The 13,198-nt window shown below is 40.7% G+C and carries 9 protein-coding genes (1 of these 9 running past the window's edge); 1 reads left to right on the plus strand and 8 read right to left on the minus strand.

The features are described from left to right. Both WC724_02060 and lepB read right to left on the minus strand, forming a co-directional pair. Nucleotides 1-5,214: the start of a tail fiber domain-containing protein gene (locus WC724_02060; GenBank protein MFA6077784.1), read on the minus strand. It extends 26,574 nt beyond the left edge of the window; only the first 5,214 of its 31,788 coding nucleotides appear in the window; its start codon is at nt 5,212-5,214; the stop codon falls past the left edge of the window. Nucleotides 5,215-5,554: 340 nt separating this feature from the next. Further along, nucleotides 5,555-6,094 carry a signal peptidase I gene (lepB, locus tag WC724_02065; protein ID MFA6077785.1) on the minus strand — a complete coding sequence of 180 codons (540 nt, stop codon included), beginning with the start codon at nt 6,092-6,094 and terminating at the stop codon, nt 5,555-5,557. Between the two features lie 47 nt (nt 6,095-6,141). Here lepB and WC724_02070 point away from each other — a divergent pair, with 47 nt between their 5' ends. Then, nucleotides 6,142-6,393, plus strand: coding sequence for a MerR family DNA-binding transcriptional regulator (locus WC724_02070; protein ID MFA6077786.1), 252 nt, complete (start codon nt 6,142-6,144; stop codon nt 6,391-6,393). Nucleotides 6,394-6,476: 83 nt separating this feature from the next. Here WC724_02070 and gatB read toward each other — a convergent pair whose 3' ends face one another. From gatB to secA, 6 genes are all read right to left on the minus strand, one after another. Continuing rightward, nucleotides 6,477-7,889: an Asp-tRNA(Asn)/Glu-tRNA(Gln) amidotransferase subunit GatB gene (gene gatB, locus WC724_02075; GenBank protein ID MFA6077787.1), complete on the minus strand. Its 1,413-nt coding sequence runs from the start codon at nt 7,887-7,889 to the stop codon at nt 6,477-6,479. A gap of 60 nt (nt 7,890-7,949) precedes the next feature. Continuing rightward, a complete protein-coding gene (gene obgE, locus WC724_02080; protein ID MFA6077788.1) occupies nt 7,950-8,945 on the minus strand; it encodes a GTPase ObgE in 996 nt (331 codons plus the stop codon). Between the two features lie 2 nt (nt 8,946-8,947). Beyond that, nucleotides 8,948-9,295: a phage holin family protein gene (locus WC724_02085; GenBank protein ID MFA6077789.1), complete on the minus strand. Its 348-nt coding sequence runs from the start codon at nt 9,293-9,295 to the stop codon at nt 8,948-8,950. Between the two features lie 29 nt (nt 9,296-9,324). Then, nucleotides 9,325-9,714: a hypothetical protein gene (locus WC724_02090; protein MFA6077790.1), complete on the minus strand. Its 390-nt coding sequence runs from the start codon at nt 9,712-9,714 to the stop codon at nt 9,325-9,327. Nucleotides 9,715-9,788: 74 nt separating this feature from the next. Next, nucleotides 9,789-10,253 (minus strand): 8-oxo-dGTP diphosphatase, encoded by a 465-nt coding sequence (locus tag WC724_02095; protein MFA6077791.1) that lies wholly within the window; start codon nt 10,251-10,253, stop codon nt 9,789-9,791. Nucleotides 10,254-10,385: 132 nt separating this feature from the next. Continuing rightward, nucleotides 10,386-12,866, minus strand: a complete 2,481-nt coding sequence (gene secA / locus WC724_02100; GenBank protein ID MFA6077792.1) for a preprotein translocase subunit SecA — start codon at nt 12,864-12,866, stop codon at nt 10,386-10,388. Nucleotides 12,867-13,198: the final 332 nt, after the last annotated feature.

Genomic DNA, 13,198 nt, shown 5'->3' on the forward strand with positions numbered 1-13,198 from the left:
TGCTGTGAGATTACCTCCGATGTATGCATCACCTGCTACAGAGAGTTTGGCGAATGGTGAGGTGGTGCCGATGCCGACGTTGCCTGCGGTTGTAATTCTCATTCGTTCCGCATTGCCCGAGTAAAATGTTGGGAAGTATGTAGCAAAAACACCGCCAATCTTAATTTCGCCAGTCGTGCCGTTTGCTGTGTATTTAAAAATATCTACAAAACCACCACCAGACGCACCTCTAAACTTAAGCCCCCACTCACCGGCAGCATCAGAATCAACATATATAAATTTAGCTGGTGCGTAGACATCTAAAGCAGAATCAGCTGGATTAAAATTGGTACGAGTAGTTGTTCCTATGGCTACTTGTCCATTAACTTGTAGTTGAGCTATTGGACTCGTCGTCCCAATTCCAACGTTTCCATTTGATGCGACAACGAGAGCATTTGAACCAACATTTAATACTGAAGAAAATAGGTTTGTTGATGATGCGGTGGTGGAGTAGAAGTTCGTTGTTGTTGCTGATGTACCCGTTGCGTTTACGAATGTGAAGTTTTGGAATGATACTGTACCCGTTGCTGTGAGGTTACCTCCGATGTATGCATCACCTGCAACCGATAGCTTTGCGAATGGTGAGGTGGTGCCAATGCCGACGTTACCATTCGGGCTAAAATAAGCAGTAACTGTACCGCCAGTTACTGTCCCGTTTGCTCCTATCGTAGCACTATTCGCAATCACTACTCCACGATTTGCACCCGCATTAATAATAAGCGGATCAGTAATACCAAAAGGAGTCCCTGTTTTCACTCCCATCCAATAGTATGAATTCCTAAAACCGAGGTGTCCGTACCCGCTCGGAGCAATTTCTAATTTACCGTAAACACTACTAATGCGAGCATCTCCTGCCACATCAAGCAATGCGCCTGGATTATTTGTACCAATTCCAACATTTCCTTCCACTATCAAACCGTTTGTTGGAGCGGGTACTCCATAATTTGCTCCAATTGATACACCACCAGAAATTGAGAGGCGAGAACCAGGCGTTGTTGTCCCAACCCCAACATTACCAGCGTTATCAATAATCATACGAGGCTCAGTGACAGAACCACCGTTTGATTTTGTCCAGAATTGTAGTGTTCCTCCGGATAATGCACCTGTACCAACTTGTGTGGAATTTATTCCAGCGACGTTTACGTGGGAATCTGCTTGTCCTCCTGAGCGAGAGAAAGCAATTGCTCCTAGTGTTGCTCCGTTTGTATCAACATCTGATATTAAGTTTAAGGATGATTGGTTTGTGTCACGAACTTGGATTATCTTTCCTGTTGGTGAAAAGAATTGATTTACTCCTGTTGTGTTGGTGTAGTTTGATCCTCCACCTATGTCTAGTTTGACCGCAGGGTTTGCTGTGCCAATTCCCACATTACCACCCGCTGTTGCAAAGTATGCAGAACCAGACGATGTGAGTGCTGTTGTTGATGCGTATGGGAATGTTGAAGCCTGAGTAAGAGATGTTGCAGTGAAGTATGGAGCTGTGAGTGTGCCTGTTGCTGTGAGATTACCTCCGATGTATGCGTCACCCGCGACTGATAGTTTTGCAAATGGTGAGGTGGTGCCGATGCCGACGTTTTGAGTGGTGCCAGTGAATGTTATCGTTGGTGTACCCAAGTAACGATCTAAGATACTTATTGTCCCTCCAGTTACTGTTGGCCTAATTAAATTTCCAACAAAAGATGAGCCTGCAACAAAAGTATCTGAGTTAACGCCAACAGTACCACCATTAGTTGCGGTAAATTGAACTGTGGCTTGGTCTATTGCATATAGAGCAGCGCCAACTCCGCTGTTTGCTCCCGCACCGCGACCAATTACAATCGCATTTCCTAATGAATTTGCCCCTGCGATATCAAGCTTACCAAGAGGTGATGAAGTCCCTATTCCAACTTTTCCGTTTGATGTAACGACAAGCGCGTTTGAACCCACATTTAAGAGTGAGGAGAAAAGATTTGTTGATGATGCTGTTGTCGAAAAAAGATTTGTTGTTGTTGCCGATGTCCCTGTTGCATTATTGAAAGTGAAATCCTGAAGTGTTGATGATCCCGTAACCCAAAGATTAGATAATGATGTAAGCCCGCCCAAGAAAGAAACTGTGCCTGTTGCTGTGAGATTGCCTCCGATGTATGCATCACCTGCTACAGAGAGTTTGGCGAATGGTGAGGTGGTGCCGATACCGACGTTGCCACCATTCAAATACGAATCTCCTGTTGTTCTTAATTGTATTGTTCTGGTCCCCGCAGCATTATATGCATAGAGTTGCGCATCAACAGCACTTGTGAATAATTCTGTTACACCACCAGCTGGAGAAAAAGCTAAACCAGAAGCACTACCGCTACCTAACCTTGTTCCAATAGAAAACCTATTAACACCTGATGTAAGAGGGTCACCAATTACTAAACTTGGCGAGCTTAAAACAGGATTAGTAATATCAAGTCTTCCAAAAGGACTCGTTGTTCCAATTCCAACATTACCTGTTGAGCTTTGTACTACAAATTGAGAACCACCAATTGTAAGTCCACCATTGAATGTTGAGGTACTTGTGTTTGTAACAGCGAGATTTGTAAGTGTTGTTGTGCCAAACGAAGCGGTACCTGTCGCGGTGATATTTGTCGCAGTAATATTTTGTGCAAAAAGATTTGTTGTCGTTGCATTTGTTGTCGTGCTATTTATCGCCGTGTACTCAGTGATGGAAGCAAACGAGGAAGAAAGATTATCTATAACTCCTGATGTTGCGTGGAAAAGTGTGGTGAATAAATTGGTGGATGTTGCATTCGTCGTCGTGCTGTTGAGGATAGAAAGATTTGAAATTGTAGAAGTTGAAGCGTTTGAGATAACTCCCCCAAAAAGATTTGTTAGACCTGATATATATGTATCACCTATAACTTCAAGTTTTGCTGAAGTAGTAGTAGACACCGCGCCAATCAAAACTTGGTTGGTTGTTGTTGAAAGTCTTGTTCCAGAACCATTGAAATATGACCAATCAATACTTCCAAGACCAGTACCCACAGCAACACCACCAAAGTACAAAACTCCAGCATTGTTGTAGAGACGATTATCAAAAACAGTCATTGGTGCGCCATTTTCTGAAAGATAGATAGGCCCTTCCACTGAAAAGACGTCTGTTGGGGAGCTTGTACCAATGCCGACATTACCATTTGAGCTAACAACCAAAGAATTGTTACCGACATTCAAGAGTGAGGCGAAAAGATTTGTTGATGAAGCGGTAGCTGCGAAGAAGTTCGTTGTTGTTGCAGATGTCCCAGTTGCGTTGTTAAAAGTAAAATCCTGAAGTGTTGATGAACCTGTGACTAATAGATTTGTTGCCGATGTTGTCGCAAATGAAGACGAACCTGTGACAACTAAACTTGTTGCCGATGTTGTTGCGAACGAAGCAGTGCCAGTCGCAGTGATATTACCTGCGGTAATATTTTGTGCGAAAAGATTTGTTGATGTTGCGTTTGTTGTCGTGCCATTTACTGCCGTGTAATCAGTGAACGCAGCGACCGAAGAAGAAAATGTATCAATGACTCCTGTTGCAGCGTGAAGGATGGAGGCAAAGAAGTTCGTCGTTGTTGCAGATGTGCCTGTTGCGTTTGCAAATGTCACATCCTGAAATGATGAAAGGTTGGTAACGGTGAGGCTTGCGATAGTTGTTGTTGCAAGATTTGAAATTCCAGTAGCAGTCAAACTCTGTGTATTAAAACTATTTGCTGAAAGTGCCACGAATGAACCAGTGCCATTTACTGTAAGAGTCTCGAAAGTTCCAGTTGTTCCAGAGAAAGTTGAATTGGTTATGATTGCATTGTTGATTCGGACATTCGACAAATTGTCGATTCTTTGTGTAAGAGCAATGGCGGAGAAATTGTTGTTGTAATTTGTGGTGGCATTTGAAGACACTCGGTAGATCTCGCTCTTTAGTAGGTTGGCTAGTTCAGTGAGCCTCTTGTCCAAAGCTTCTTCTGTTGTTCCAAGGGTGATGTTGGTTGTTTGTGAGCCAGACGCCGATACTAATATTCCAGAAGAACTAATCTTCTTTATAACAGTGTCCGTGATTATGGCGGTGAGATCATCTGAAGATAAACCGTTCAAATACTGCACACTCAAATTTGCCACTGTTGTAGAAGAAGTAACAACAAGTGGAGGAATACCTTGCTTTGCAAATGATTTTAATTGACCTTCAGTTTCAATAGAACCGAGAATCGAAATCTCACCATTATCATTAAGTAGAAGCAACTCGTTCGCATGTGTCCCCGGACGAAAACCGAGAACTGTTTGCGAATCTTTCATCCAATCTTTTACCGCATGCAAAGAAGTATCGAACATTCCAAAAACAACAGGGATAGGCAAGATGATAAATAGAACGAGCGCCGTTAGTGTGAGTGCTCCGAATTTTATTTTCGAAGCAGCTGTCATTGGTCGAGAAACAACAGATATTGGAGAAACTATCGAACCTTCAAGTTGTGAACTGATTTCTCTTTTAACTGCAGCTGAAATATCAAATGGTTTTGGAGCTTCAGCAACTTTCTCTTTTATTTCCGGAACGATTGTAACCTTTGGTGCGAGTGGTGGAATTAGTGGTGCGCTTTTTTCAGTTGATTTTATTTTTTTATTATTCTCTTCAGCTATTTTCTCTTCTTGAGTTTTTTCAATTTTTGAATTTAGTGTACTAAGAGATTCTCCAATCTTTTTAAACTCATTCATAAAGAAAGATTTCTCTTCTCCTCTCTCTACTATATGAACATTTTTTTCAGTCGATGTTTCTGGTTTTACAACTGATGCAAAATTAGGATGTGGAAATTCTGCAAAACTTGGACGCACCTTTTCCTTTACGAAAACTTCCTCTGCAAAAACAGGGCTTGAGATTTTTGGCGTAGCAACCGAAGCTGATGTGACCTCCGAAGCCCTTTCAAAAATTGGCTTAATCTTTCCGCTATCGAGTGAGCCATTTTGAATCTGGGCTCGAACCATCTGTCGGTGCATGTACTCGTCAACAATGGCTTTTGTCGTGTACCAGGTATTGTCGATCTTTTTAGCTGAAAGCTTCTTTTTGCGAGCAAGGAGACTTAGGTACTCCGAACTGTAGGGGGTCAACTTTGCCGCTAGGCTTAGAGGAATCCACTCATTGTTTGAGTGGTCATTTTTGAAAAAATTTTTGGCTCCTAAGTTAAAGTTCATGTGGTATCCGATACGATGTATCGGCGCGTGATTTATAGTTATTTTAGCATCTAACCAAAATATACAAGAGAAAAATCTTGGGGATAAGTGACAAAATTTACAACAAAAATTAAAAAATATTTTCAAAAATATTTTTCTAAAGAAAAATCAAAAAATAACAAAAAGATGAAATAAACCATCAAAAGATGGCGACAACAAAAAATCTCCAAACAAAATTTTTGGAGATTTTTAAGGAAGACAAAATGAGTGCCAAATTCGAAAATTAAAAGGTTAAGTCTGATCGTTTTTTTGTTGAAGCGAGTATTTTAATAAACATTACTAAACCTTGATAGATATATTATTAAAGATTGATATATTTAAAGGGTTTATAGGTAAACTTCGCAAATACCTTTCCTTTGATATCCCAGGCATCTGTAGCACCTAATCTTCTTGAATCTATGCTAACTGCCCTGTTATCTCCCAGAACAAAATATTCGTATGGATCAACCGTAAAGACTGTTGGATTATTTTGCTCAGAATTTTGTTTCACGTAACCTTTTAAGTCACTAAAATCGAGCGACTCCACAATCTGCCCGACATCATTTCTATCTTTTTTAATAACGAGAGTTGTTCCAGATATCTCCAATCTATCTCCCGGAATACCGGCAATTCTTTTAATAATTTTCTTATAAGATCCGCGTGGTTGCGTGACTATAATATCCCCCTTTTTTGGTTGCCCAAAAAGGTATGCTAAGCGGTTAATAATTACGTATTCTCCATTATTTATAGTTGGAGCCATTGAGTCCCCACTCACAGAAAACGAATCAACAAAGAAAACTCGTACTATTACCGCTATCATAAAAGCGCAGAACAAAATTTTAACTAATGGGTGCCATTTCATAACTTACTTGTTTTCGAATATACTATGAAGTACATTATATCATTCCTATGGAAAAACGATTCCTCACAATAAAAGAAGCTTCAAAGTACTTGGGCGTCACTCCCCTGACTCTTCGTAATTGGGACAACAGCGGAAAGCTAAACGCTTCTCGTCACCCAATGAATAACTATCGTCTGTATAATCGCCATGAACTTGATGCTGTTATGAAAAAAATAGAAATGGGTGTAGAGAAAAAAACAACACGCAAAAAACTGAACACTCGCGTACACGTTCTAAAAGTAAAACATCTCAAAGACTAATTTTTGATAATTTAACAAATTAATATCATCAATAAAAAACACCTCGATGTTTGTCGAGGTGTTTTTTTGTGGTCGCTAAAATTTTATGCGTTAATGATTCTAATTATAGTTTCTCGAAGAGATGCTGGGTCTGCGGAGCCACGAGTTTCTTTCATACATTGTCCAACCAAAAATTGTAGTGCTGCATCCTTCCCTGCTTTGTAGTCTGCAACCACTTTGTCGTTAGCATCAATTATTTTCTTAACAACCAAATCCAAATCAGAACCACTCGCGGATACTGTGAGATTATTTTCTTTCATAAGTTGTGTAGGGTTCTTGTCGTCACGTACCATGATAGCCAAAATATCTTTTGCTGTTCGTGTTGTTATTTCCTTCTTCCCCCACAAGGTCATTAGCTCATCAAAATTTTCTACACTCGGAACTTTGTTTGTCGAATCTTTTAATAAACCAGCAAGATCTGAAGTAATGAAATTAACATAGCCCGCGATAATTTCTGGAGAAAGATTCTCCTTTCCTAAAACAAGGCTATTGAAAAATGAGGCAAAAGTATCACTTTGAACAAACATTTCCGCTTGTTCTGATTTCATACCAAACTTAGTAATGTATTTCTCGCGCTTTTGCCAAGGCAACTCTGGGAGTTCGCTTCGCAATTTCTCAAGATCAAATTCTGGGACTTCTCTTAATTTTAGCTTTGGAAGGTCTGGGTCTGGAAAATAGCGATAATCATGAGAACTCTCTTTTTCTCGCTGAGAAAATGTTACTCCCTTATTTTCATCCCATCCACGTGTTTCCTGCTTAACCTCTCCACCTTCTTCAATAAGCTCGATTTGTCGCTTTATTTCGTAATCTATCGCCTTCTCAACAGCCCTAAAGGAGTTTATGTTCTTAACTTCAACCTTGGTGCCAAATTTGTCTGTTTTAGAGACTGAAATGTTCGCCTCCACACGCATTTCACCTTTATCCATATTTGCCTCACCTGCACCTAAACAGCGTAGTAAAAGCTGAAGTTCACGAGCAAAAGCACCCGCTTCGGTGGCGTCCTTCACAACAGGCTCTGTAACAAGCTCCATAAGTGGTACTCCAGCACGATTAAAGTCGACTAGAGTATAGTCCCCTTTTTCATGGTTAGACTTTGCAGTATCTTCCTCTAGGTGCACTCTGGTAATTTGAATGCCATTTAGGCTTCCACCAGACACAATTGGGTACTGATACTGGCTCAACTGATAGCCCTTCGGAATGTCTGGGTAAAAATAGTTTTTGCGATCAAATTCCGTAAAATCAGCGATATTTCCACCCAAGGCTAATCCAACCTTAATAACGTGTTTAACAGCCTCCTTGTTGATAACAGGCAGTGTTCCAGGGTGAGCCATGCAAACAGGACAAATATTAACATTAGGGCGTTTTTCGTCCGGATCATTCTTTGAGTTACAGAACATTTTTGTCCTGGTCTTCAACTCTGCGTGTATTTCTAAGCCAATTGTCGCCTTATATTCCATAAGAAAAAATTATAGCATATTCGCACTTCTACAAGGTTCGACCTTATATTTTAATGCGATTTAATCTTTTTTTGCTTTTTCCGCTGTTGCTTTGCGTAGAAGCTTCACGAGATTATCCTCTATTTCTTTAATAGATTTGTCATCATAAAGAGACACTGCGTACACCTCTTTGTTTAGTTTCTTCACCGCTGTAATTATTTTTGATAGCTCTCCATCTGGTAGCACATCTGTCTTTGTTAAAATAACTACTTCTTTCTTTTTTGCCAAATCTGAATCAAAAGCTTCAAGTTCTGCTCGCACCGCTTGATATGCGTCCTTCAAATTTTTATTCTCAAGAGAAATGATGTGCGCGATTATGCTCGTTCGCTTTATGTGTCGCAAAAATTTATGCCCAAGCCCCTTTCCTTCTGAAGCCCCTTCGATAAGACCCGGGATATCAGCCACAATAAAACCGTGCATATCGCCAAGGTTTGGTTCAAGTGTCGTAAACGCGTAGTCGGCGACCTTGCCCTGTGAGCGAGTTAAAATATTTAAAAGACTAGTTTTACCAGCATTCGGCAACCCAGCCAAACCTAAATCCGCAAACAACTGAAGCTCGATTGCAAAATCGGCCTCTTCCCCTTCTTTGCCCAAGGTGAATTCTTTTGGACTTCTGTTGATTGAGCTCTTAAATCGCTCGTTACCCAAACCACCGCGACCACCCTTAAGCAACATTATCTTTTCGTCTTCTTTTGTTAAAGAAAATTTCTCGCCGGTAGCCTGGTTTATTATTATTGTCCCAATTGGAAACTCTAATATCAAATCGTCTCCACCCTTACCATGCAGGCTATTTTTGGCCCCATTATCCCCTTTTTCTGCCTCATATATTTTTTTATGAGCATATCTAGCAAGACCGTGCATCTGTCTTTTGGCGAGAGCAAAAACATCGCCACCGTTACCACCATCCCCGCCAGCAGGGCCCATCAGTGGTTTACCTTTCTCGTGAAGCCAGCGAACAACACCGTCGCCCCCCTTGCCGGCTTTCAAATGAAGTTTTATTTCATCAACGAATGCCATAATTATTCATCATCGCGCAAAAATATTTTTTCGGCGATAAATGTTACTACTGATATAAACAAAGCTGCGAGAAAAGCCGACCAAAAGGAAGCAACTTCAAATCCTTTCACAAAAGTAGAAAGCATCCATAAAAGAGCGCCGTTTATGACTAGTGTGAAAAGTCCGAGAGTTATTATGTTGATTGGTAGTGTGATTAATATCGCAAGCGGTTTTATCGTCACAGAAACGATACCGAGCAAAAGAGCTGTCACAAAAGCAACGTAAAAACCATCAACAATGATTCCAGAAATAAAATACGGTGTTGCAAAAACAGCGAGAGCTACGATAATCCATTTTGCTATAAGTCTCATGATATTTAATTTATTTTAATTTTATATAATTATTTGTTTTCTATTGCTTCAATCAACTCTTCCATATCGTGTTCAATTTTTTTGATATCTCGCTTCACCTCGCTCAAGCTTACAGACTCCTCTTCGATTTCCACTTCCGTTTTTTCAACAACCTTTTTTTCTCGTTTTAAGCCCGTGATAATAATACTCTCTCCAATGAAGAACGAAACAAAAAGACCGGTTAGCAGAAGGAGTCCAACGCCAAGAACAAGCGAGAAGAAGCCGGAAACATTAAAACTATCGGCTATATGCCAAACTCCACGCCAAAAAAGAACTATGCCAACACCACCAACAATTGCATAAATTATCGGGTAATGGCTCAAGCGTCCCCGAATTTTATCTTCCAATTTGTCGAAAAAATGAAGAAGTTTCTTTACCATATACGGCTTATCATATACTGAAAATCGTAAATACGCACCTTTTTTAGTAAGGCGGATTATATAAAATGCAAAAATTATAGTTCTCCAACTTCCAATAGCTCTTGCTCTAAAATAGAGTCACCTTCTCCAAAAAGAAACTTTCCTTTAAATTTCTTCCCTTCCAAAAGTAGCGGAATCCAATGAATATCATCAGGCCACATCTCCGTAAACGGAATTTCATCAACGTGGAACCATTGTGGTTTCATTTCTTCGCTTTCCGTCGGCTCACCTAAAAAATTGTCTGCTCTGAAAATATGAACTTGTAATATCTCGGGATTCCCCTGAAATTCAAATTCAATAATTCCAACTTTATTAATATCTGGAATCTCTATCCCCGCCTCTTCCATCATTTCTCTTTTTGTAGCATCTTCTATTGTTTCTCCTTCTCCAACCTTGCCTCCAAAACCATTCCACCTGCCAGCACCAAATCCGCGTTTTTTCATTCCCAACAAAACATTAGGGTGCTGGTGAACAATACAGAGTGTGAGTAATTTTTTCATGTTTCTATTTTACCACTACCTTATTTCGTTGCCCACAAAACAATAACCTGATATGGTTTTCGTGAGCCAGAGCGCTCCCGCCGGATTGATTTGGATTAGATACCCATCTCATGTAATTCCGGCGGTTTTTCTTTACTCACCGTGACACTTCTTGTATTTCTTGCCAGAACCACATGGGCAAGGGTCATTACGTCCCACCGGCGCTTTAACTTGCGTCTTAGTCGAATCGGCTTCTTTTGAAACACCACCAGCGCTCAAAACGCTCGGATTTTCGTGCAATTCAACAGTTTCTATTTGTTCTTTATGCGCGAGACCACTATCTCCTTTAATAAACTTAATTGTTGACGAAAGATTCAACCTAAAAGAGATTTCCATTTCCTTAAATAGCTTGAGTCCTTCTTTTTTGTATTCAACCAAGGGATCTCGCTGTCCATATCCCCTTAAACCAACAGAAGAGCGCAAATAGTCCATTATCTCCAAGTGTTCAAGCCAAAGCATATCGTTTGTATAGAGGGCGAGTTTTCGGAATTCTTCGTAAAACTTTTCATCACCCAACTCTTTTTGTTTTTCTTCAATTTCTTTTTTGGCCTCTTCACTCTCAAGTTTTATTTCCTCAACCAAAGCATTGATGTATTCACGCTCTCCAAAAAGCATTTTTTCGCGACGAGTATAAACCACGCCACGCTGGTGGTTCATAACGTTATCGTACTCAAGCAAATGTTTTCGTGAATCAAAATTAAAACCTTCAATTTTTTCCTGTGCTCCTTCAAGCGCACGACTAACCATTTTGTTTTCTATTGGCTGGTCCTCAGGAATTCCAAATCGCCCCATCATGTTTTTTATCATGTCAGAGGCAAAGACGCGCATTAGCGAGTCTTCGAGCGAAACGTAAAACTGAGTTTCTCCTGGATCCCCCTGTCGCCCAGCGCGCCCACGAAGCTGATTATCAATTCGTCTCGCTTCGTGTCGTTCGGTACCAATAACCGCGAGTCCACCCAAATCCCGAACCGCTTCATACGTTTCTTTAGTGTGAGGATTTCCTCCAAGTTTAATATCAACACCGCGACCAGCCATGTTTGTCGCAATAACAACATTCCCCTTCTTCCCAGCTTGCGCAATAATTTCTCCTTCGCGTTCGTGGTTTTTAGCGTTCAACACTTCATGCGGAATACCTTCACGTTTAAAATACTCGGAAAGAATTTCATTTCTATCAATTGAAGCTGTTCCAATAAGGACTGGCTGACCTCTTTGATTAAGTTCTTTAACGCGCGCAGTTAATGCTTTCCACTTTCCAGTCTCAGTTTGAAAAATCAAATCATTCCTATCAAGGCGTTTAATGTCACGGTGTGTTGGTATTGCGATAACTTCAAGACCATAAACTTTAAAAAATTCTTCTGTGCTCGTCATTGCCGTTCCGGTCATACCAGAAAGCTTCCCGTATAGTCTAAAATAATTCTGGAATGAAACGGAGGCCAGAGTTCGTGACTCGCGCTCAATATGAACATTCTCTTTTGCTTCTATGGCCTGATGCAAACCCTCTGACCAGCGTCGGCCTGGCTGAAGACGCCCTGTAAATTCATCAACAATAACAATCGCATTATCTTTGACCACGTACTCTTTATCCTTCTCAAAAAGTGCCTTAGCACGCACGGCGGTTTCTAGGTGATGAACATACTTAATACCCTTTTCAGTGTAAAGATTGTCTATTTTGAGGGCCTTTTCTGCCTTATTGATACCACTATCAGTCATAGCGATGGACTTACTCTTTTCATCAACGGTATAGTCTTCCTCTTTTTTCATCTGCGAAGCAATACGTGCAAAAGTACGGTACAAATCTTCAGATTCTGCTGCTTGCCCAGAAATAATAAGTGGTGTGCGCGCCTCATCAATCAAAATAGAGTCGATTTCATCAACGATTGCGTATGCGTGTCCACGCTGAACGAGTGTTTCTTTGTCATACGCCAAATGGTCTCGCAAATAATCAAAACCAAATTCATTGTTTGTGCCGTAAGTTATGTCAGCATGATATGCCTCACGTCTACTACACGGTCTTAAAAATTCATGAACAACATGGAATGACCCTGTTAAGTCGCGCTCTGCATCTTCTTCTTTGTGTTCAGGGTCATATATAAATGACGATTCGTGGTTGATAATACCAACAGAAAGACCGAGCGCTGAATAAATTTGTCCCATCCAAACACCGTCACGACGCGCGAGGTAATCATTCACCGTAACAATATGAACTCCTTCTCCTGTTAACGCATTTAAATATGCAGGTAACGTCGCAACAAGAGTCTTACCTTCTCCCGTTCGCATCTCTGCAATGTTTCCTTTGTGCAAAACAATTCCCCCAATGACCTGAACGTCATAATGGCGCTCACCTAGCGTACGCTTCGCAGCTTCTCGAACAAGCGCAAAAGCCTCCGGCATAATATCATCGAGTGTTTCACCTTTTGTAAGTCTATCTTTAAACTGAGCTGTCTTTTGACGCATCTCATCAAGAGACAAATTTGCAACATCTTTTTCGCATTCCGCAACCTTCAAGACGTCACGACTAAGGGCTTTTACAGCCTTTTCACTAGTTGTTCCGAGTATTTTTTCCAAGAAAAGCATGGTGAGTATTCTAGCATTTAGGCTCTTTGTGGGCTAATTGACCATATAGCCACAATTAGTTCTTAGGGATTTAGGACTTAAGCATCTGGATACAGAACGAGGCAAAAGCGAGGATTACGACGAGGTGTACTTTTGCGTACGTTGAGTAATATTTTATGCAGTGTGACAACGAAATGCGCCGTTTCTATCTTGTTACGCTTTTAAGGCTTACGGAAACGCGGGCAGTTCTAGGAACACAAATAAAATAGAGCGAGACGTACTTCTACGTACGTTGAGTAATATTTTATGCGGTGTGACAACGAAATGCGCCGTTTCTGTAAGCCTTTTACTAA

The sequence above is a fragment of the Candidatus Paceibacterota bacterium genome (assembly GCA_041661305.1).
Classification (GTDB): domain Bacteria; phylum Patescibacteriota; class Minisyncoccia; order Phycocordibacterales; family VMEP01; genus VMEP01.

What these genes read in the sequence shown, in the direction of transcription:
- lepB (MFA6077785.1), bottom strand. Translation starts at nt 6,094, where the DNA reads ATGAAATGGCACCCATTAGTTAAAATTTTGTTCTGCGCTTTTATGATA.
- WC724_02070 (MFA6077786.1), top strand. Translation starts at nt 6,142, where the DNA reads ATGGAAAAACGATTCCTCACAATAAAAGAAGCTTCAAAGTACTTGGGC.
- gatB (MFA6077787.1), bottom strand. Translation starts at nt 7,889, where the DNA reads ATGGAATATAAGGCGACAATTGGCTTAGAAATACACGCAGAGTTGAAG.
- obgE (MFA6077788.1), bottom strand. Translation starts at nt 8,945, where the DNA reads ATGGCATTCGTTGATGAAATAAAACTTCATTTGAAAGCCGGCAAGGGG.
- WC724_02085 (MFA6077789.1), bottom strand. Translation starts at nt 9,295, where the DNA reads ATGAGACTTATAGCAAAATGGATTATCGTAGCTCTCGCTGTTTTTGCA.
- WC724_02090 (MFA6077790.1), bottom strand. Translation starts at nt 9,714, where the DNA reads ATGGTAAAGAAACTTCTTCATTTTTTCGACAAATTGGAAGATAAAATT.
- WC724_02095 (MFA6077791.1), bottom strand. Translation starts at nt 10,253, where the DNA reads ATGAAAAAATTACTCACACTCTGTATTGTTCACCAGCACCCTAATGTT.
- secA (MFA6077792.1), bottom strand. Translation starts at nt 12,866, where the DNA reads ATGCTTTTCTTGGAAAAAATACTCGGAACAACTAGTGAAAAGGCTGTA.